Here is a 19257-nt window from a genome sequence, read left to right as displayed (position 1 = left end):
GCCCCCGACACCCTCGACTTCCGGCACGCCGGCGAGCGCCGCGCATCGTGCCGACGACACCCCTCCGCCCGATCCCCATTCGAGACCCAGAGGCAGCAGACCCATGACCCGCACCGCAGTGATCACCGGCCTCGGCGCCACCACGCCCATCGGCGGCGACGTGCCCACCTTCTGGTCCCACGCCCTGCAGGGCGTCTCCGGTGCGCGCACCATGGAACACGACTGGGTGGAGAAGTACGAGCTGCCCGTCACCTTCGCGGCCGAGCTGGCCGTGCCCACCTCCGAGGTCCTCTCCAAGGTGGAGCAGAAACGCCAGGACCCGGCCACCCAGATGGCGACCGTCGCCGCGCGCGAGGCCTGGAAGGACGCCGGCCTCGAGGGCGCGGAGGTCGACGGCGACCGGCTCGCCGTGGCCTTCGGCACCGGCATCGGCGGCGTGTGGACCCTCCTGGACGGCTGGGACACCCTGCGCGAGCGCGGCCCGCGCCGCGTGCTGCCCATGACCGTCCCGATGCTCATGCCCAACGGCGCCGCCGGCGCGCTCTCCCTCGAGTTCGGCGCCCGCGCCGGCGCCCGCACCGTGGTGTCCGCGTGCGCCGCCGGCACCGAGGCGCTCGAGACCGCGCTGCTGCTCGTCCGCTCCGGCCAGGCCGACGTCGTGATCTGCGGCGCCGCCGAGGCCGCCGTGCACCCGCTGCCGATGGCCGCGTTCGCCGCGATGCAGGCGCTGTCCAAGCGCAACGACGACCCGCAGGCCGCGTCCCGCCCCTACGACGTGGACCGCGACGGCTTCGTCCTCGGCGAGGGCGCCGGCGTCATGGTGATCGAGTCAGAGGAGCACGCGAAGGCCCGCGGCGCCCGCGTCTACGCCGAGCTGGCCGGCGCGGGCGTCAGCTCCGACTCCCACCACATCACCGCGCCCGAGCCCGAGGGCCTGGGCGCGACCCGTGCGATGCGCGCCGCCCTGAGGTCGGCCGACATCGCCCCCGAGGACGTGTGCCACGTGAACGCCCACGCGACCTCCACGCCCAAGGGCGACGCCCCGGAGTACCTGGCCATGCGGGCCGTGTTCGGCGACCACCTGGACCAGGTGCAGGTCTCGGCCACGAAGTCCCAGACCGGCCACCTGCTGGGCGCCTCAGGCGCGATCGAGTCGATCCTGTCCGTGCTCGCCGTGCACCACGGCCAGGCGCCCGTGACCATCAACCTGGACCACCAGGACCCGGAGATCCCGCTGAACGTGGTCACCGGCTCCCCCGCCCGCCTGCCCGAGGGGCCGCGCGTGGCCGTGAAGAACTCGTTCGGGTTCGGCGGCCACAACGCGGTGGCCGTGTTCCGCAGCGTCTGAGCCGGAGCGCCGCCGGCCGGGCGAAGGCTCAGACAGCGCGGTGCAGCCAGCGCACGTTGGCGTGGGCGGCGGCCAGCCGGAACGGCTCGAGCTCGTCGTCCCAGGCCTCGCCGAGCGCGAGGGAGAGTTCGTGCATCAGCACGCTGGGGTCGCCCGCGCCGGCCTCGTAGGCGTACCGGATGCGGTCCTCGGAGACCATGATGTTGCCGGAGACGTCCGTGGTGGCATGGAAGATGCCGAGGTCCGGGGTGTGGGACCAGCGCGAGCCGTCGACCCCGGCGGACGGCTCCTCCGTGATCTCGAAGCGCAGGTGCGGCCAGCCACGCAGGGCGGAGGCCAGACGCGCGCCGGTGCCGGCGGGCGCCGTCCAGTGCACCTCGGCGCGGTGCTGGCCGGGCGCGACCGGCTGACCCTCCCACTCCACCGAGGTCGCGGGGCCGAGCACGGAGCTCAGCGCCCACTCCACGTGGGGGCAGAGGGCGGTGGGGGCGGAGAGGATGTGGACCACGCCGCTGGTTTGGGTGCTGGTCATGGATGCCTCCGGGTGTGCGATGCGGTGCGTCTTCCCCTACGACCACGTCGCGGCTCCGGTGGATCCTGGGGCCATTGTGCACCAGGGATGCCGGGCCGGCAACGAGGCGGTGCGCCGCCGCGCGTGTCGCGGTGGCGCAGTGGAGGGGCCGGGGGCGCTCCGGGGAGGCGTCAGGCGCGTGGGTGGGCCTGCCGGTAGCCCTCGCGGAGGCGATCGATCGAGACGTGCGTGTAGACCTGCGTGGTGCGCAGGGACGCATGGCCCAGCAGCTCCTGCACGCTGCGCAGGTCGGCGCCGCCGTCGAGGAGGTGGGTCGCGGCCGTGTGGCGCAGCGCGTGCGGCCCGCGCGCCGCGGTGTCCCCCAGGCCCTCGAGCGCCCGATCGACGACGGTGCGCGCCTGGCGCACCCCCAGCCGGCCGCCGCGTGCGCCGAGGAAGAGGGCGGGGCCGGAGTCCGGCCGGGCCAGGCGGGGGCGACCGAGCCGCTGCCACACCTGGAGGGCGCGGCCCGCGGGGTCGCCGTAGGGGACGGTGCGCTGCCGGTCGCCCTTGCCGGTCAGCCGGACGACGCCGCGGCCGGCCTCGAGGTCATCCACGTCCAGGGCGGAGAGTTCGGCCACCCGGGCGCCGGTCGCGTAGAGCAGCTCGAGCAGGGCGGCGTCCCGCAGGGCCAGCGCGTGGGCGGCGGGGTCGTCGCCCGCGGCGGCGGCGTCCACCCGCTCCTGGGCCGCCGCAAGGAGCCGGGTCGCCTGCTGCTCCTGGAGCACGTGGGGCAGCGTCCCCTCGGGCCGGGGCGAGCGCAGCCGCAGGGCGGGGTCGTCCGAGCGTAGGCCCTCGCGGCGCAGCCAGGCCGTGAAGGTGCGGACGGCGGCCACCCGGCGGGCCAGGGTCGCGCGGGCGAGGCCGGCCCCGCTCATGGCCGCCAGCCAGCCGCGCAGGTCCTCGACGTCCAGCTCGGCGAGGACGTCCGGTGCGCTGGGCGCGTGGCGGGCAGGGGCGTCGTCGTCCGCCGCGGGCGTCCCCGCGGTGCCGGCTGTGCCGGCGACGTGGTCGATGAGGGCGCGCAGATCGGCGAGGTAGGCGCGCACGGTCTGGGGGCTGCGGTTTCGCTCGTGGCGCAGGTGCTCCTCAAACGCCTCGAGCCAGGCCGTGTCCCGGGGCGAGGGGGCGGAGGCCGACGGGGCCATCCCCCCACTCTGCCATCCGCGCCCCGGGCGACGGGGCCCGGGAGCACGCGACCGGTGGTCATCCCCGCCGCCATCGGTCCTCGACCCGTTCGGCCAGGCCCGCCCGCTGCAGCCGGGACAGACAGGCCAGGACGGTGGGCAGCGCGAGCCCGGCGCTGATGGTGATCCGGTCGGCGGGCACGGCCTGGCGCAGGGGCAGCGCCTCGTGGACGAGGGCCTCCTCCATCGTGAGCCCGTCGGTGGGCCTTGTGGCGGGCTCGGGAGCCGCCCGGGTGGAGGCCCGCCCGCCCGCGCCGCCGCTCCGGGCGGACCCCTGACCGAGCAGGGCGAGGGCCTCCTGCTCGGTGGTCACGAGACGGGCGGGGCTCTCCTGCAGCAGACGGTGGCAGCCGGCGGAGCTGGGCGAGGTCACGGGGCCGGGGACCACGCCCACCTCGCGGCCGAGGCCGAACGCGTGGCCCGCCGTGTTCTGCGCTCCCGACCGCCAGCGCGCCTCGACCACCAGCACGGCCCCCGCGAGCGCGGCGATGACCCGGTTGCGCTGCAGGAACCGGTACCGCGTGGGACTCGCACCGGGCGGCATCTCGGACACGAGCAGCCCGGCGGCCATCACCGCGCGAAGCAGGTCCTCGTGGCCGGCCGGGTAGAACCGGTCGAGGCCGCCGGCCAGCACCGCCACCGTGGGCGGGACGCCGTCGCGATCCGCCGCGTCTTCCGGTGCGGCGGGCGCCTGCAGCGCGGCCCGGTGGGCGGCGCCGTCGATGCCGTACGCGCCGCCGGAGATCACGCACGCGCCCTGCTGGACGGCGTGGGCGGCGCAGCGGGCGGTCACGGTCCGTCCGTACGCGGTCGCCTCCCGGCTGCCGACGACGGCGAGCATCCGGTCCGCGGGAGGCAGCGTTCCGGAGCCGCGGAACCACAGGCCCAGGGGCGCCTCCTCGCCCAGGTCCGCCAGGGCGGCGGGCCAGGCGTCGTCTTCGGGGATCAGCAGGCCTCCCCCGAGCCGGTGCAGAGTCACGAGGTCACGCTCCGGCTCCAGCCGGGCGGCCCGGGGCGCCCAGCGGGCCAGCCCCGCGGCCCAGCGCCGGGGCAGCGTGTCGGGCGCGCCGGCGAGATCGGCGAGCAGATCGCGCTCGGCGGGCTGGATCGTCTCCCGGCCCGTGAGCAGGGCGAGCGCCCGCTCCGGCCCCAGCGCCGTGACGGTCTGCACCGCGAGCGCGTCCCCGGGCTCGACCAGCCGGGTCAGGGCGGCGCGGGCGAGCCGGGCGGCGTCCGGCCGGCGCGGCCCTGCGACGGCGACGTGGTCTGCCGCCGGGGTGACGTGGGTGGTCATGCGTCCTCCTCGTTCTGGTGGCGCAGCGTGAGTGCCACGTCGGTGTCCTCGGGTGCGGGCCGTTCGGCGCCGCGCAGGTCTGCCAGGGTCCAGGCGAGGCGCAGGACGCGGGCGTGGCCGCGCGCGCTCAGCAGGCCCTGGTCGACGGCGTCGTCCGCGGGTCGGCGGGCCGCCCGGGGCACGGCGTACGGGCCGTGCCGCAGCACCCCGGCGGGGACGTGTGCGTTGCGGCGCAGCCCAGGCGGGACGAGCCCACGCTCGGCGGCGGTGGCCCAGCGCCGGGCCTGCCGGTCGGCGGCGGCGGCGACCCGGACGGCCACCTGCGACGTGGTCTCGGAGGCGGGCGCCCCCGTGAGCTGCCTGGCCTCGACGGGCCGCACGGTGACCTGCAGGTCGACGCGGTCCAGCAGCGGCCCGGAGAGCCGCTGGGCGTAGCGGCGGCGTTCGGGCACGCTGCACCGGCATTCGACGCCCGTGCCGCCGCCCTTGCCGCACGGGCAGGGGTTGGCGGCCAGCACCAGCTGGAACCGGGCCGGGTAGACGACGGCGCCGAGGGCCCGGTGCAGCAGCACCTCCCCGGACTCGAGGGGCTGGCGCAGCGCCTCGAGGGTGCGCCGTTCGAACTCGGGGGCCTCGTCCAGGAACAGCACGCCGCCGTGGGCGAGGGAGGCCGCTCCCGGCCGGGCGAGGCCGCTGCCGCCGCCCACGAGGGCCGAGCGGGACGCCGAGTGATGGGGTGCCTCGAACGGCGGGGTCCGGTCGATCTCGCCGTCGAACCCCTGGGACGTCCCGCCCCTGCGCCGGACACGGGCGTCGCCGCCGCGAAGGGAGCGCAGGGCGGCGCACTCGAGCGCGGTGCGCCGGTCCAGGGGCGGCAGGATCCCGGGCAGGCGCTCGGCGAGCATGGTCTTGCCCGCCCCCGGGGCGCCCATGAGCAGCAGGTGGTGGGCGCCGGCCGCGGCGACCTCGAGCGCGAACCGGGCCTCGGCCTGTCCGGCGACCTCGGCCAGGTCGGGCACCGCACGGGCCGGCTCCGGTTCCGGGGCTGTCACCTGCCGTCGGGCCGGGCGGTGGGGCGGCTCTCCGTCCGGTTCCCCGCCGAAGGCGCGGATGACGTCGTGCAGATGGGCGAAGCCGCGGACCTCGGCGCCGGGGACCAGTCGGGCCTCGGCCTCCGCGTCCTCGGCGACCACCACCTCGGAGCACCCCGCGTCGACGGCGGCCATCACCATCGCCACGGTCTCCGGCGAGCGGTGCAGGGCGCCGTCGAGGCCGAGCTCGGCCAGGAACACGGGCCCCTCGACGTTCCGCACCCGCCCGTCCGCGGCGTAGGCCGCCAGGACGATCGCCAGGTCGTGGCACGCACCCCGCTTGTGCACCCCCGCCGGCAGCAGGTTCACGGTCAGGTGCCGCCGGGTCAGGGGCAGTCCGGCGTTGCGCGCGGCGGAGCGGATGCGGTCCCGGCTCTCCTGCAGCGCCTGGTCCGGCAGGCCGAGGAGGGTGAACCCGGGCAGGGACTGGGCGATGTCCGCCTCGACGTGCACGACCTCCCCGCGCAGACCCGCCAGCGTGATGGAGCGGGTGCGTCCGATGCCGCTCACGGCCGCACGTCCTGCAGCAGATCGAAGCGGATCCCTCCCGTGCGCGGCACCAGCACGGCGACGGCGTCGACGCGCCAGGGCGTGCCCCGGCGGTCCGCGGCGTGGGCCCGCACCCACGCCGCGGTGAGGCGGTGCAGCCGGGTGAGCTTGCGCCGGTCGATCGACTCGAACGGGTCGCCGAAGGCCAGGCCCGAGCGGGTCTTCACCTCGACGCCCACCCACCAGCCGGCGTGGTGGGCCACGATGTCCAGCTCTCCGGCCTCGCCCCGCCAGTTGCGGTCGGCGATCACGTAGCCGCGCTCGGCGAGCCAGCGCGCGGCGGCGTCCTCACCGAACCGGCCCAGCGCCGTGTGCGCGCGGCTGGCGCGCCTCTCTCCGGGCGGCTGCGCCCCGATCTGTTCCGCGGTCCCCGTCATCCCGACCACCTCCTGGGCACCAGGGTGGTCCCGGGCGAGGCCGCGGGGTGGGCGGCGGCGGGGATTGTGCGGGGCCGGACGCCTGTGCAGGAGTGGACGTCTGCGTCCCGTCCTCTGGACCGCTCAGGGGTGGGTCAGCTCGGCAGCTGGCCGTCCGGCGGGACCGTCAGGTCCTCGGTGGGCAGCTCCTCGATGTTCACGTCCTTGAAGGTCAGCACCTTCACGCGCTTGATGAACCGCTGCGTGCGGTACACGTCCCACACCCAGGCGTCCTCGAGCAGGATCTCGAAGAACACGTCCCCGTCCGCCTGGCGGGGCGTCAGCCGCACGTCGTTGGCGAGGTAGAAGCGCCGCTCGGTCTCCACGACGTAGCGGAACAGGCCCACCACGTCCCGGTATTCGCGGTAGAGCAGCAGCTCGGCCTCGGCCTCGAAGTCCTCGACGTCGTCTGCGCTCATGACATGCCTCCTCAGTGTTCGCCGCGCACCCGCGACAGTCCGGGCACGCACGGCCTCCATCCTCCCCCGTCCGGGGGTCGCACGTCGAACGGGCGGCCTCGCCCGGCCCCGGGGGCTCAGTCGAACAGCGTGGGCGGCGCCTGCGCGGGCGCGCCCGGCAGCCCGAGGTTCCAGCTGCGCCGGTGCTGCTCGCTCGCCCCGCGCTCGGCCAGGGCGGCCCGGTGCGCGGCTGAGCCGTACCCCTTGTTCCCGGCCCATCCGTACCCCGGGTGCGCCGCGTCGAGGGCGATCATGACGTCGTCGCGGGCCACCTTCGCGGCGATCGACGCGGCCGCCACCGTCGCGCACCGGTCCTCGGCCCGCACCAGCATCGTGGGCTCGGGCGGCAGCGGGCGCGGCGCGGGCGCGGGGCCGGCGTCGGGATCGGAGCGGCTCAGCCAGTCGTCCCGGCCGTCGAGCACGAGGGCGACCGGCTCCTGCCCCACCGCGGCGCACAGCGCCGCCCACGCCCGTCGCCCGGCGAGGCCGAGGGCCGCCGAGATCCCCAGCGCGTCGATCTCCGCGGGGCCGGCCTCGCCCAGCGCCACCCCGGCCGCCCAGTCCTCGATCTGCGGGACCAGGGCGCGCCGGCGTCGGTCCGTGAGCGCCTTGGAGTCGCGCACCGGAGGGATCTGCCCGGCGGCGGGCAGCCACGCGGCGCACACCCCGACGACGACGGGCCCGGCCAGCGCGCCCCGGCCCACCTCGTCCATGCCCGCCACCAGCACCCGGTCCGCTCCCCGCGCGGCGAGGGCCGGCGCGGCCAGCCCCGCCTCGACGTCCAGGCCGGCGCGCACCGTCGGCCGGCCACCGCCCCGGCGGGCGGTCAGGTGCGAGCCTCCGGCGCGGGCGCGTCCGGCACGGTGGCGAACGCGTCGGGGTCGGTGCCGGCGCCGCCGATCCGGTCCAGCGGCCAGACCACGAACCGGGCGCGGCCCACCACGTCGTCGAGGGCCACGAACCCGCCCCCGGGCCCGGCGCGGTGCGCGCGGGAGTCCGCCGACGCCGAGCGATGGTCACCGAGCACCCACAGTCGCCCCGCAGGCACGGTCACCTCGAACGCCTCCTGCGCGGGCGTCTCCCCCGGCGCGAGGTACGGCTCCTCCACGGGCACCCCGTTCACGCGCAGCGTCTCCTCGCCGGGTGTCCAGGAGACGATGTCCCCCGGCAGCCCGACGGCCCGCTTGATCACGTGGCCGCCCCCGGGCAGCCAGCCCTTCGTGTCTTCGAACACCACCACGTCACCGCGGCGCACCGGGAACGGATCCGGGGTGAGCAGCGTGGCGACCACGCGGTCGCCGGCCCGCAGCCCGGGCTCCATGGACGAGGACGGGATGGCGTACATGCGCGCCAGGAAGGCCCACGCCAGCACGCAGGCGAGTACGGTCACGGCGGCCGCGATCAGCGCGGTGCGGCGCCCCGTCACGGCGTGTCCCCGGAGGGGACGTCCACGGTCCCGCGGCGGGACAGGGGCCACACGATCTCCGCGGCCCGGCCCTCGACCCGCTCGAGCGGGATCAGCCCGCCGCCGGGGGCGCCCAGCAGTGCGCGGGAGTCCCGGGAGGCGGCGCGGTGGTCGCCCAGGACGACCATGCGCCCGTCGGGCACCTCGAAGGACCAGGTCCCCGCCGCGGCCGGCTCGTCTGCGGTCACGGGCCTGCCGAGATACGGCTCGTCCAGCGGCTCGCCGTTGCGCAGCAGCCGGCCGTCCGGGGCGCAGCACTCGAGGCGGTCCCCCGGCAGGGCCAGCACGCGCTTGACGAAGACGTCCTCGGCCGCGCCGACGCCCCACCACCGGGCGACGTCCTCGAGGCCGCGCTCGAGCGATCCGGCCGAACGGTACGGCGCCAGGCTGCCGGCGCCGTCGAACACCACCACGTCGCCGTGGTGCAGGCCCTGCCCGCCGGCCGCGGCGGCGTCCACCCGCACGCGGTCGCCGGGCTGCAGGGTCGGCTCCATCGACCCGGAGGGGATGAGGTAGACGGGGCCGGTGAGGGCTCGCAGCACCGCGGCCACCACGACGGCGGCCACCACGGTCAGGCCGAGCCACGCCCACCAGCGGCTCGTGCCGGAGGCGGGGGCCGCCGTCGGGCCCGAGGAGGAGCCGGCCCCGGACGCGACGGAGCCCCGTGACCGGCGGGGGTCACGGGGCTCCGAGGTGCGCATGGGTCGATCACCGGTCGGCGGGGCCGACCGGGATGATCACTTGGCGTCGGCGCGCTTCTCGCGGATGCGGGCGGCCTTGCCGTGGCGGTCGCGCATGTAGTACAGCTTCGCGCGGCGCACGTCGCCCTTGGTGACGACCTCGATCTTGTCGATGACCGGGGAGTGCACCGGGAACACGCGCTCCACGCCGATGCCGAAGGACACCTTGCGGACGCGGAAGGTCTCGCGCACGCCGTAGCCCTGACGGCCCATGACGTAGCCCTGGAACACCTGGACGCGGGCGGTCTTGCCCTCGATGATGTTCACGTGCACCTTGACGGTGTCGCCGGGGGCGAACTCCGGGATGTCGTCGCGCAGCGTCTTCTTGTCGAACGAGTCGAGAATGTGCATGTCGTCTCTCCTGGCGGATGCCACAGGTCAACCGCGTGGTATGCGGGCGCACGGCCCATCCACGTCCGCATGACGAGGGGGCCGGGTCCCGAGCCGAGGGCCGGGCTCCGCACGTGGGGTGCGGTCCCGGGGTCCGATCCGTTGACGCGCGCCCCCTGTGGCAGGTCGGGCGTCCGGCGGACACGAGGACCCATTATGCCACAGCCGACGACGTCGCGACGCCCCTCCGGCGCGTCGGGCGCGGCGAGTCAGGCCTCGGAGCCGTACGCCGCCCACAGGTCCGGACGCCGCTCGCGCGTGCGCTCCTCCTGTTGGGCCCGACGCCAGGCCGCGACCTTGCCGTGGTCGCCCGAGAGCAGCACGGGCGGCACCGCGCGGCCCCGCCAGTCCGCGGGCTTGGTGTAGACCGGGTACTCCAGCAGGCCGTCCTCGTGGGACTCCTCGACGAGCGAGGCCGGGTTGCCCACGACGCCCGGCACGAGGCGGCCGACGGCCTCGATCATCGCCAGCGCCGCGACCTCGCCGCCGTTGAGCACGTAGTCGCCCAGCGAGACCAGCCGCACCTCGAAGAGCTCCTCGGCCCAGCCGAAGACGCGCTCGTCGATGCCCTCGTAGCGGCCGCACGCGATCGCCACGTGCTCCCGGCCCGCCAGTTCGCGGGCGAGCCGCTGGGTGAAGCGCTCCCCCGAGGGCGTCGGCACGAGCAGCACGGGGCGGTCCCCCGGCCCCGCCGACGCCGGATCGGCGGGGGCCGGTGACATGGGCCCTTGGGCCGCCACGTGCTCGAGCGCGAGCGCCCACGGCTCCGGTTTCATCACCATGCCGGCGCCGCCACCGTAGGGCGTGTCGTCCACGGTGCGGTGCCGGTCGAAGGTGAAGTCGCGCAGGTCGTGGACGTGCACGTCCACGAGTCCCTCGCGGCGGGCACGGCCCAGCAGCGAGACGTCGAGCACCGCGAGGTACTCGGGGAAGATCGTGACGACGTCGAAGCGCACCGCTCAGTCCTCCGCATCCGCATCGGCGGGGCGTGCCACGGCGGGCCCGTCTGCGGCGTCCTCGTCGACGCCAGTGGCGAGCTCGAGCAGCCCCGGCGGCGGGGTCAGCACGAGCACGCCGGCCTCGGGGTCGATCTCCGGGACGATCTCCTCGACGAAGGGCACCAGGGCCTCCTCCTCGACGCCGTCCAACGCGACGTGCAGCAGATCCTGGACCGCCCCGGTGGTCAGGGCCGTGACGACGCCGACGCGCTCGCCCTCGACCCGCACCTCGAGGTCCACGAGGTCCTCCTCGTACCACTCGTCGGACTCCTCGGGCACGGCCGGAACGGCGAACAGCTGGGCGCCGCGCAGGGTCTCGGCGACGTTGCGGTCCGGCGACTCCGCGAAGCCGACCACGAGGATCTGCTTGTTCCACCGGGCCCGGGTGACGGTGAGCTCCGCCGGCAGGCCCGGGGCGCCGTCGCGCACCACGAGGCGCTCGCCGGGGGCGAAGCGGGCGTCCGGGTCGTCGGTGAAGACCTGCACGGTCACCTCACCGCGGATGCCGTGCGGCTTGCCGATGCGGGCGACGCGGACGAGGTCGTCCTGGGCTGCGGGACTCATGGGCTCTCCTGGGTGGGACGGTCGGTGGCGGGAGGGGCAGACGACGACGGCCCGCCGGCCCGGTGAGGGGCGGGCGGGCCGTGCGTCACGGGCCGTCAGGAGCGGCGGTCGGTCTCCACCACGTCCACGCGGACGGGGTGGCCGGCCAGGCCGTCCAGCACGGTGCGCAGCGCGGTGGCGGTGCGACCCTGGCGGCCGATCACGCGACCCAGGTCCTCGGGGGCCACGCGGACCTCCAGCATGTCGCCGCGCCGCTGGGAGCGGGCGTCCACGCGGACCGCCTCGGGCGTGTCCACGATGCCGCGCACCAGGTGCTCGAGGGCCTCGGTCAGCATGGTCACTCGGACTTCTCGGCGTCCTCGGCCGGCGCCTCAGCGGCCTCCTCGGCCGGGGCCTCGGCGGCCTGCTCGGACTCGGCCGGGGCCTCCTCCTGCTTCGGCTCCTCCGGCAGGATGACCGAGCCCTTCTCGGGGGCCACGAAGGCCTCCTTCTCGGACTTGGACTTCAGGGTGCCCTCGGCGCCCGACTCGCCCTTGAACTTCTGCCAGTCACCGGTGACCTTCAGCAGCGCGGCGACCTGCTCGGTCGGCTGGGCGCCGACGGAGAGCCAGTACTGGGCGCGCTCCGAGTCGATCTCGATGAACGAGGGCTCCTCGGTGGGGTGGTACTTGCCGATCTCCTCGATGGCACGGCCATCGCGGCGGGTGCGCGAGTCCATGACGACGACGCGGTAGAACGGGGCGCGGATCTTGCCGAACCGCTTCAGACGAATCTTGACAGCCACGAGTGTGGTTCTCCTTCAGTGGATCTGGGGGGCCGGGGCACGACGCCGCGTGGGGGCAGCGGGCGTCGACGACCTGGCACACGGAACGGAGCGCAGCGGAGGATAGAGGGTCGTCCGGGCTCACGCTCAGTACCGTGCCATTCTGCCAGATCGGGCGGGCCGGTGCACACCCGGCGCGCCGCGACCGGGCAGCGGGCGACTCAGCGGTCCTTGAGGTACTTCTCGAAGCCCGCCGGCAGGTTGAGGGTGGACGGGTCGAAGCCGTCCATCCCCGCGCCGTCGCGGCCGAACACCGCCCCGGCCTGTGCCTGGGCGGCGCGGGCGCGCCGCTCCTCGATCGCCTTGCGCTCGGCCGCGGCCTTGGCGGGGTTGCCGGACTTCACGCGATCGCGCTTGGCGTTCTTGCCCTTGCCCTTCGCCTTGCGGGAGGCGCCGCCCGGCATGCCGGGCATGCCGGGGATGCCACCGCCGGCGGCCATGCGCTTCATCATCTTCTGCGCCTCGGCGAAGCGCTCGAGCAGGCCGTTGACCTCGGACACGCTCACACCCGAGCCGCGGGCGATGCGGGCACGGCGCGAGCCGTTGATGATCTTGGGGGCCACGCGCTCGTGCGGGGTCATCGAGTGGATGATCGCCTCGACGCGGCCGATCGACGACTCGTCGAACTGCTCGAGCTGCTGCCGCATGCCCTGGGCGCCCGGCATCATCATGAGCATCTTCTTCAGCGAGCCCATCTTCTTGAGCTGCTGCATCTGGGCGAGGAAGTCGTCGAGGGTGAAGTCCTCCTGGTCCGCGAACTTGCGGGCCATCTTCTCGGCCTCGCTGCGGTCCCAGTTCTGCTCGGCCTGCTCGATCAGGGAGAGCACGTCGCCCATGTCGAGGATGCGCGAGGCCATGCGGTCCGGGTGGAAGACCTCGAAGTCCTTCAGGCCCTCGCCCGTGGAGGCGAACATGATCGGCTTGCCGGTCACGTGGCGGACGGACAGCGCGGCGCCGCCGCGCGCGTCGCCGTCGAGCTTGGTGAGCACGACGCCGGTGAAGCCGACGCCCTCGTTGAACGCCTGGGCCGTGGCGACGGCGTCCTGGCCGATCATCGCGTCGATGACGAAGAGCACCTCGTCCGGGTCCACGGCGGCGCGGATGTCCGCGGCCTGCTGCATGAGCTCGGCGTCCACGCCGAGGCGGCCGGCGGTGTCGATGATGACCACGTCGTGGTACTTGGTGTTGGCCTCGGCGACGCCGTCGCGGGCCACCTGCACCGGGTCGCCCGTGGCGGCCTCGAACTCGGAGGAGACGCCGGGGTGCGGCGCGTAGACCGGGACCCCGGCGCGCTCGCCGCCGACCTGCAGCTGCTTCACGGCGTTCGGACGCTGGAGGTCGCAGGCCACGAGCAGCGGGGTGTGGCCCTGGGACTTGAGCAGGTGGGCGAGCTTGCCGGCGAGGGTCGTCTTGCCGGCGCCCTGCAGGCCCACGAGCATGATGACGGTGGTGCCCGTCTTGGCGTGCTGGATGCGCCGGGTCTCGCCGCCGAGGATGCCCACGAGCTCCTCGTTGACGATCTTCACGACCTGCTGGCCCGGGTTCAGGGCCTGGGCCACCTCGGCGCCGAGGGCGCGCTCCTTGATCTGCGCGATGAACTGGCGGACCACGGGCACGGCGACGTCGGCGTCCAGGAGGGCGCGGCGGATCTCGCGTGCGGTGGCGTCGATGTCCGCCTCGCTCAGCCGCCCCTTGCCCTTGAGGCTGCGGAAGGTGGCTGTGAGGCGGTCGGACAGGGAGTTGAACACGGCGGGTGTGATCCTTCGAAGCGGGGTCGACTGATCCGGACGCGGTCGGTCGCGGGCGCCGCGGCATCCACCGCGGCGCCCGCCAAGCCTAGCAACCGACCGGCCTCACCCGTCCTCGGCGGCTCACCGCGCCTCGGCGGGGACGGGCACCCCGCCGAAGCCGACGTCGTAGGCCGACTCGTCGTGCAGGGTCAGATCGACGCCCCGCTCCTCGTCCTCCTTGCTCACCCGCAGGCCCATGGTCCCGCGCAGGACCAGGGCGATGGCCGTGGTCACCACGGCCGTGAAGACCACGGCGACGAGCACGGCCACCGTCTGGGCCACCAGGAGACCGGCGTCTCCGCCGTAGAACAGGCCCGCCCGGCCCTCGCCCGGCAGGGCGAAGAAGCCGATCAGCACGGTGCCCAGGATGCCGGAGGTGAGGTGCACGCCGACGACGTCGAGCGAATCGTCGAAGCCGAGGCGGTACTTGAGGTTGACCGCGAGCGCGCTGGCCGCACCGGAGACCAGGCCGATCACCACGGCCCCCAGGGGGCTCACATAGGCGCACGCGGGCGTGATGGCGACCAGGCCCGAGACGATCCCGGACGCGGTGCCGATCGAGGTCGGCCGGCCGCGGCGCAGCCACTCCACGAACACCCAGCCGAGCATGCCGGCGGCGCCGGCGGCGAGGGTGTCCACCCAGATCAGTCCGAGCTCGTCGACGCCGCCCGCCGCGCCCCCGTTGAACCCGAACCAGCCGAACCAGAGCAGGGCCGCGCCGAGCATGGTGAACGGGACGTTGTGCGGCCGGTGGCCGGGGTCCACGCCGAAGCCGTGGCGCTTGCCCAGCAGCAGCGCGAGCACGAGGGCGGCCACGCCGGCGCTGATGTGCACCACGAGGCCACCGGCGAAGTCGAGGGCCTCCCCCAGGCGGGCGCCGATGGCGCCGTCCTCGGAGAGGAGCCCGCCGCCCCACACCATGTAGGCCAGCGGGGCGTAGACGACGGTGGTCCAGACGGGCACGAAGACGCACCACGTGACGAACTTGAACCGGTCGGCCACCGCGCCGGAGATGAGGGCGACCGCGATGATCGCGAAGGTGGCGCCGTAGGCCGCGGCGACGAGCCCGCCCTCGGCCATCGTGCCGGTCAGCCCGAGGTCACCGGCGGGGTTCCCCACCACCCCGGCCCACCCGTCGCCACCGGTCATCCCGTGGACCCACAGGACCCAGACGACTCCGACGAGGCCCATCGAGACGAAGGACATCATGATCATGTTGAGCGAGGACTTCGCGCGGGTCATGCCGCCGTAGAAGATGGCCAGTCCGGGTGTCATGAGCAGGACCATCGCCGCGCTCGTCACCATCCACACTGTCCCTGCGTCCAGGACGTTCGACTCCTCCATGGGGGTCTCCTTCGGTCCGGGCCGCGAGCCGGGGGCGAACGCCCGTCCCGCGGCGTCGCTGCCCGGCCCCGATCGGGGCCGATGGAGGGACGATACCGGAGAAGTGGGCCACGCCACACGTCGATGACGTCTCCGTGACAGAACAGGGCCCCTCCCGACGTCGTCGGGAGGGGCCCTGGACCGGGTGCGGGACGTCAGTCGGCCAGCAGCGCGTCCACGAAGCCCTCGGCGGTGAACGGCGCGAGGTCATCGGGGCCCTCGCCGAGGCCGATCAGCTTGACGGGCACGCCGAGCTGGCGCTGGATGGCGATCACGATGCCGCCCTTGGCGGTGCCGTCCAGCTTGGTCAGCACGATGCCGGTGACGTCCACGACCTCGGCGAACACCTTCGCCTGGGTCAGGCCGTTCTGGCCGGTGGTGGCGTCGAGGACGAGCAGGACCTCGGCCACCTCGGCCTGCTTCTCGATGACGCGCTTGATCTTGCCGAGCTCGTCCATGAGGTTGGCCTTGTTCTGCAGGCGGCCCGCGGTGTCCACGAGCACGACGTCGACGCCCTCGGCGATGCCGCGCTCCACGGCCTCGAAGGCGACGGACGCCGGGTCGGCGCCCTCCTTCTCGGAGCGGACGGTCTCGACGCCCACGCGGGCGCCCCACGTGGCGAGCTGCTCGGCGGCGGCGGCGCGGAAGGTGTCGGCGGCGCCGAGCACGACGGTGCGGTCCTCCGCCACGAGCACACGAGCAAGCTTGCCCACGGTGGTGGTCTTGCCGACGCCGTTGACGCCCACGACCATGGTCACGGCGGGGCGGTCGCCCCTGCGGGTCGCGGCGAGACGGCGGTCCATCGAGGGGTCCACCATCGCCACGAGCTCCTCGCGCAGCAGGGTGCGCACCTGCTCGGGGTCACGCGTGCCCTCGACCGTGACGCGGGCCTTGAGGCGGTCGACGAGCTCCAGGGTGGGCTCGGTGCCGAGGTCCGCCATCAGCAGCGTCTCCTCGATCTCGTCCCACACGTCGTCGTCGATGCGGTCCTGGGACAGCAGCGCCAGCAGGCCCTTGCCGAAGACGTTGTTGGACTTGAGCAGGCGGGCCCGCAGGCGGGCCAGGCGCGAGCCGGCGGCCTCGGGCCGCTCGTACTCGGGCTTCGCCGGGGCGGTCTCCGCCTCCTCGACGACGGCGGGCTCCGGCTCGGCGACGACGGGCGGCACCTCGTCGACCTCGGGGCGCTCCAGGACGGCGGTGGAGCCCGACGGGGCCGCGTGCCGCGGACTCGGGCGCGGGTCGTCCGCGTCCCGCACTCCCTGGTACGAGCCCTTCGGCGGGGCGGGGCGCCGGTCCAGCAGGCCGACGAGCACGCCGCCCAGCAGCAGGGCGGCCACGACTGAGACTATGAGCACGATTTCCACGGGCCCAGTCTGTCACACGGGTCCTCGCCCGCCCCGGGCCGCACACCCGGCGCCGTGCGAAGATGGCGGTCATGCCGTCGTCGTCCGCCCGCTCCTCGCGGGTCCCCCTGCCCCGTGAGATCAAGGTCCTCGTCGCCGCCGCGTTCATCATCGCGATCGGCTTCGGCATCATCGCCCCGCTGCTGCCGCAGTACGCGGCGACGTTCGACGCGTCCGCCGTCGGGGTGGCCGCCGTCGTGTCCGCGTTCGGGCTGACCCGCCTCCTGTTCGCCCCGGTCTCCGGCAAGCTGACGAACCGGCTCGGCGAGACGCCCGTGTACATGACGGGCGTGCTGATCGTGGCCGCGTCCATGTTCCTGATCGCCTTCGCGCAGACCTTCCCGCAGCTGATCCTCTTCCGCGCGATCGGCGGCATCGGCTCCACCCTGTTCACCGTGTCCGCGATGGCGTTCCTGGCCCGGAAGTCCCCGCCCACGATGCGCGGCAGGATCTCGGGCGCCTACGCGTCCGCCTTTCTGATCGGCAACATCGTGGGGCCGATCGTGGGCTCCGCCCTGGCCGTGTTCGGGTACCGGGCCCCGTTCCTGATCTACGGCAGCTCCCTGGTGGTGGCGGCGGCCCTCGTCTTCTTCCTGCTCAAGGACACCCGGCTCGCGGACCGCGCCGTCCGCGACGTCCGCCCCGCCATGCCGATCCGGGAGGCCCTGGCCAACCCGTCCTACCGGGCCGCGCTGGTCTCCTTCTTCGCCAACGGCTGGGCGACGTTCGGGGTGCGGAACTCGGTGATGCCCCTGTTCGCGGCCACCGCCTTCGCCGGCACGGCGCTGCTGGGCTGGGAGGTGGACGGCGCGCTCATGGCGGGCCTGGCCCTGTCCGTGTTCGCGCTCGGCAACGTCACCGCCGTGACGTTCAGCTCGCGGCTGTCCGACCGGCATGGACGCCGTCCGCTGATCCTCGCGGGCCTGCTCGTCATGGCCGTCACCACCGGGGTGATCGGCTGGATGAGCTCGCCCGCGCTCTTCCTGCTCGCGTGCCTGCTGGCCGGCGCCGGCACGGGCACCCTCAACGCCCCGCAGCAGGCGGCCATCGCCGACGTCGTGGGCCAGGGACGGCGCTCCGGCGCTGTGATGTCCACCGCCCAGATGTCCGCCGACCTGGGCGCCATCTCCGGCCCGCTGCTGGCCGGCCTCGTGGTGGACACCGCCGGCTACGGGTGGGCGTTCGTGCTCACCGGCGGCGTCATCCTGCTCGGCGCGCTCGCGTGGTGGCGCGCCCCGGAGACCAACCTGCCGATCGTGCCCGGCGGACCCCGCACCGGGTCCCTGCCGCTGGTCCGCCCGGAGGACGCCCGGGTGACCCCGCGCGAGGACGGGTGACGTCGGGGCACGCACGAGGCCGCCGTCCGCGCGGGGACGGCGGCCTCGTGCGCGTGGCGGGTCAGCCGCGGTCGTCCGGGGCGAACTCCGGCATGCGCTCGCCCACGCCGAGCAGCTCGGCGATCGCCGAGACCGTGCGCTCGGCCGCGCGGCCGTCGCCGTAGGGGTTCACCGCCTGGGACATCGCGCTGTACGCGGCTTCGTCCGTCAGCAGGCGGGTGACCTCGGTGACCACGACCTCCTCGTCCGTGCCGATCAGACGCACGGTGCCGGCGGTCACGGCCTCGGGACGCTCGGTGTTCTCGCGCATCACGAGGACGGGCTTGCCCAGCGACGGGGCCTCCTCCTGGACACCGCCGGAGTCCGTCAGCACGACGGTGGCCACAGACAGCAGGTGGGTGAACTCGCCGTAGGCGAGGGGCTCGGTCACGAGCACGTTCTCGCGGCCCTCGATCTCCGGCAGGATCGCCTCGCGCACCACCGGGTTGCGGTGCGCCGGCAGGACGAAGGTGACGTCGGGGTGGTCCGCGGCCAGGCGGGCCAGGGCGCGCCCGACGCCGCGCATCGCGTCGCCCTGGTTCTCGCGCCGGTGGGTCGTGACCAGGACGACGCGACGGCCCGACGCCTCCAGCTCGGCCAGACGCTCGTCCTCGAACGGCACCTGGTGGCCGACGGCCTCCAGCAGCGCGTCGATCACGGTGTTGCCCGTGACGTAGACGTCCTCCGCGGCCACGGCCTCACGCAGCAGGTTGTCCCGGCTCACGGTGGTCGGGGGCAGGTGCAGCGCCGAGATCTGGCTGGTGATCTTGCGGTTGGCCTCCTCCGGGAACGGGGAGAGGATGTCGAAGCTGCGCAGGCCCGCCTCGGCGTGGACCACGGGGATGCCGCGGTTGAAGGCGGCGACGGCGCCCGCCGTCGAGGTCGTGGTGTCGCCCTGGACCACGACGGCGTCCGGCCGCTCCTGCTCCAGGACGGCGTCGAGCCCGTCCAGGGTGCGGGCAAACACGCCGTTGAGGGTCTGCCGGGGCTGGATGATGTTGAGGTCGTGGTCCGGGACGATACCGAACAGCTCGTTGACCTGGTCCAGCATCTCGCGGTGTTGCCCCGTGACGGTCACCACGCACTCGAACCGCTCGTCGGCCTGCAGCGCCTTGACGATGGGGGCCATCTTGATCGCCTCCGGGCGGGTTCCGTAGATGGGCATGATTTTCTTCACGGTGTTCCTCGCTGCATCGACGACGGCTCAAAGGGGAGGAGATCAAGTCCAAGCGGCGGGACCTCCAGACGGCTTCACCATAGTCGAAGCCAACAATCCGACCCCCTTGAGCCGCCCCCTTCATTCGGTCCGGACGTTCTGTGAGTCGTCGGTTTCCATTTGATGGGTGCACTGCCGAGCGTACTCGGCTGGGGTTAGGTAGCCGAGCGAGGAGTGCCGGCGGTGGTGGTTGTA

20 protein-coding genes and 1 pseudogene are annotated in these 19257 nt (G+C 74.6%); 3 read left to right on the top strand and 18 right to left on the bottom strand.

The features are described from left to right. Nucleotides 1–103 precede the first annotated feature (103 nt). Nucleotides 104–1348, top strand: a complete 1245-nt coding sequence (fabF, locus tag J1M41_RS01420) for a beta-ketoacyl-ACP synthase II (RefSeq protein WP_095353759.1) — start codon at nt 104–106, stop codon at nt 1346–1348. Nucleotides 1349–1376: 28 nt separating this feature from the next. On the opposite strand, the gene J1M41_RS01415 is transcribed toward fabF, so the two are convergent. The 17 genes from J1M41_RS01415 to ftsY all read right to left on the bottom strand — a co-directional run bounded on the left by J1M41_RS01415 (nt 1377) and on the right by ftsY (nt 16431). Continuing rightward, the gene (locus tag J1M41_RS01415; protein ID WP_206450992.1) at nt 1377–1880 is read right to left on the bottom strand and encodes a DUF3145 domain-containing protein; all 504 of its coding nucleotides are present in this window, start codon (nt 1878–1880) and stop codon (nt 1377–1379) included. 170 nt (nt 1881–2050) lie between these two features. Beyond that, nucleotides 2051–3067: a tyrosine-type recombinase/integrase gene (locus J1M41_RS01410; RefSeq protein WP_206450991.1), complete on the bottom strand. Its 1017-nt coding sequence runs from the start codon at nt 3065–3067 to the stop codon at nt 2051–2053. Nucleotides 3068–3125: 58 nt separating this feature from the next. Further along, nucleotides 3126–4400: a DNA-processing protein DprA gene (locus J1M41_RS01405; protein ID WP_206450990.1), complete on the bottom strand. Its 1275-nt coding sequence runs from the start codon at nt 4398–4400 to the stop codon at nt 3126–3128. Next, entirely contained in the window at nt 4397–6001 is a 1605-nt protein-coding gene (locus tag J1M41_RS01400; RefSeq protein WP_206450989.1) for a YifB family Mg chelatase-like AAA ATPase, read from the bottom strand. Before J1M41_RS01400 ends, J1M41_RS01405 begins: the two co-directional genes overlap by 4 nt. Next, entirely contained in the window at nt 5998–6417 is a 420-nt protein-coding gene (locus J1M41_RS01395) for a YraN family protein (RefSeq protein WP_036312824.1), read from the bottom strand. Before J1M41_RS01395 ends, J1M41_RS01400 begins: the two co-directional genes overlap by 4 nt. A gap of 134 nt (nt 6418–6551) precedes the next feature. Further along, nucleotides 6552–6875, bottom strand: coding sequence for a DUF2469 domain-containing protein (locus J1M41_RS01390; protein WP_002853817.1), 324 nt, complete (start codon nt 6873–6875; stop codon nt 6552–6554). A gap of 116 nt (nt 6876–6991) precedes the next feature. Further along, a complete protein-coding gene (locus J1M41_RS01385; protein ID WP_342214046.1) occupies nt 6992–7711 on the bottom strand; it encodes a ribonuclease HII in 720 nt (239 codons plus the stop codon). Between the two features lie 29 nt (nt 7712–7740). After that, nucleotides 7741–8340: a signal peptidase I gene (lepB, locus tag J1M41_RS01380; RefSeq protein ID WP_036312832.1), complete on the bottom strand. Its 600-nt coding sequence runs from the start codon at nt 8338–8340 to the stop codon at nt 7741–7743. Then, nucleotides 8337–9080: a signal peptidase I gene (gene lepB, locus J1M41_RS01375; protein ID WP_206450988.1), complete on the bottom strand. Its 744-nt coding sequence runs from the start codon at nt 9078–9080 to the stop codon at nt 8337–8339. Before lepB (J1M41_RS01375) ends, lepB (J1M41_RS01380) begins: the two co-directional genes overlap by 4 nt. A 36-nt stretch (nt 9081–9116) precedes the next feature. Further along, a complete protein-coding gene (gene rplS / locus J1M41_RS01370) occupies nt 9117–9470 on the bottom strand; it encodes a 50S ribosomal protein L19 (protein WP_002853821.1) in 354 nt (117 codons plus the stop codon). A gap of 248 nt (nt 9471–9718) precedes the next feature. After that, nucleotides 9719–10465, bottom strand: a complete 747-nt coding sequence (gene trmD / locus J1M41_RS01365) for a tRNA (guanosine(37)-N1)-methyltransferase TrmD (RefSeq protein WP_206450987.1) — start codon at nt 10463–10465, stop codon at nt 9719–9721. Between the two features lie 3 nt (nt 10466–10468). Further along, the gene (rimM, locus tag J1M41_RS01360) at nt 10469–11071 is read right to left on the bottom strand and encodes a ribosome maturation factor RimM (protein ID WP_206450986.1); all 603 of its coding nucleotides are present in this window, start codon (nt 11069–11071) and stop codon (nt 10469–10471) included. A gap of 95 nt (nt 11072–11166) precedes the next feature. Then, nucleotides 11167–11406, bottom strand: coding sequence for an RNA-binding protein (locus J1M41_RS01355; RefSeq protein ID WP_029248213.1), 240 nt, complete (start codon nt 11404–11406; stop codon nt 11167–11169). A 2-nt stretch (nt 11407–11408) separates the two neighbouring features. Next, on the bottom strand, nt 11409–11855 hold the full coding sequence (rpsP, locus tag J1M41_RS01350; protein WP_020628324.1) for a 30S ribosomal protein S16: 447 nt from the start codon (nt 11853–11855) through the stop codon (nt 11409–11411). Nucleotides 11856–12055: 200 nt separating this feature from the next. After that, nucleotides 12056–13642, bottom strand: a complete 1587-nt coding sequence (gene ffh, locus J1M41_RS01345; protein ID WP_115165098.1) for a signal recognition particle protein — start codon at nt 13640–13642, stop codon at nt 12056–12058. Nucleotides 13643–13765: 123 nt separating this feature from the next. After that, a complete protein-coding gene (locus J1M41_RS01340) occupies nt 13766–15028 on the bottom strand; it encodes an ammonium transporter (protein ID WP_070708615.1) in 1263 nt (420 codons plus the stop codon). Nucleotides 15029–15222: 194 nt separating this feature from the next. Next, nucleotides 15223–16431 carry a signal recognition particle-docking protein FtsY gene (gene ftsY, locus J1M41_RS01335; RefSeq protein WP_206450985.1) on the bottom strand — a complete coding sequence of 403 codons (1209 nt, stop codon included), beginning with the start codon at nt 16429–16431 and terminating at the stop codon, nt 15223–15225. A 59-nt stretch (nt 16432–16490) separates the two neighbouring features. Here ftsY and J1M41_RS12190 point away from each other — a divergent pair. After that, nucleotides 16491–17231, top strand: a pseudogene (locus J1M41_RS12190) (MFS transporter); the annotation flags it as partial. After that, nucleotides 17217–17807, top strand: a complete 591-nt coding sequence (locus J1M41_RS12185) for an MFS transporter (protein WP_342214048.1) — start codon at nt 17217–17219, stop codon at nt 17805–17807. The pseudogene J1M41_RS12190 and the gene J1M41_RS12185, both read left to right, overlap by 15 nt. 61 nt (nt 17808–17868) lie before the next feature. Here J1M41_RS12185 and wecB read toward each other — a convergent pair whose 3' ends face one another. After that, nucleotides 17869–19023: a non-hydrolyzing UDP-N-acetylglucosamine 2-epimerase gene (wecB, locus tag J1M41_RS01325; RefSeq protein ID WP_206450983.1), complete on the bottom strand. Its 1155-nt coding sequence runs from the start codon at nt 19021–19023 to the stop codon at nt 17869–17871. Nucleotides 19024–19257 lie beyond the last annotated feature (234 nt).

It is taken from the genome of Micrococcus sp. KRD096 (assembly GCF_017168495.1).
In the GTDB taxonomy this organism is placed as follows: Bacteria; Actinomycetota; Actinomycetes; order Actinomycetales; family Micrococcaceae; genus Micrococcus; species Micrococcus luteus.
This window is presented reverse-complemented; position numbering and strand designations above follow the sequence as displayed.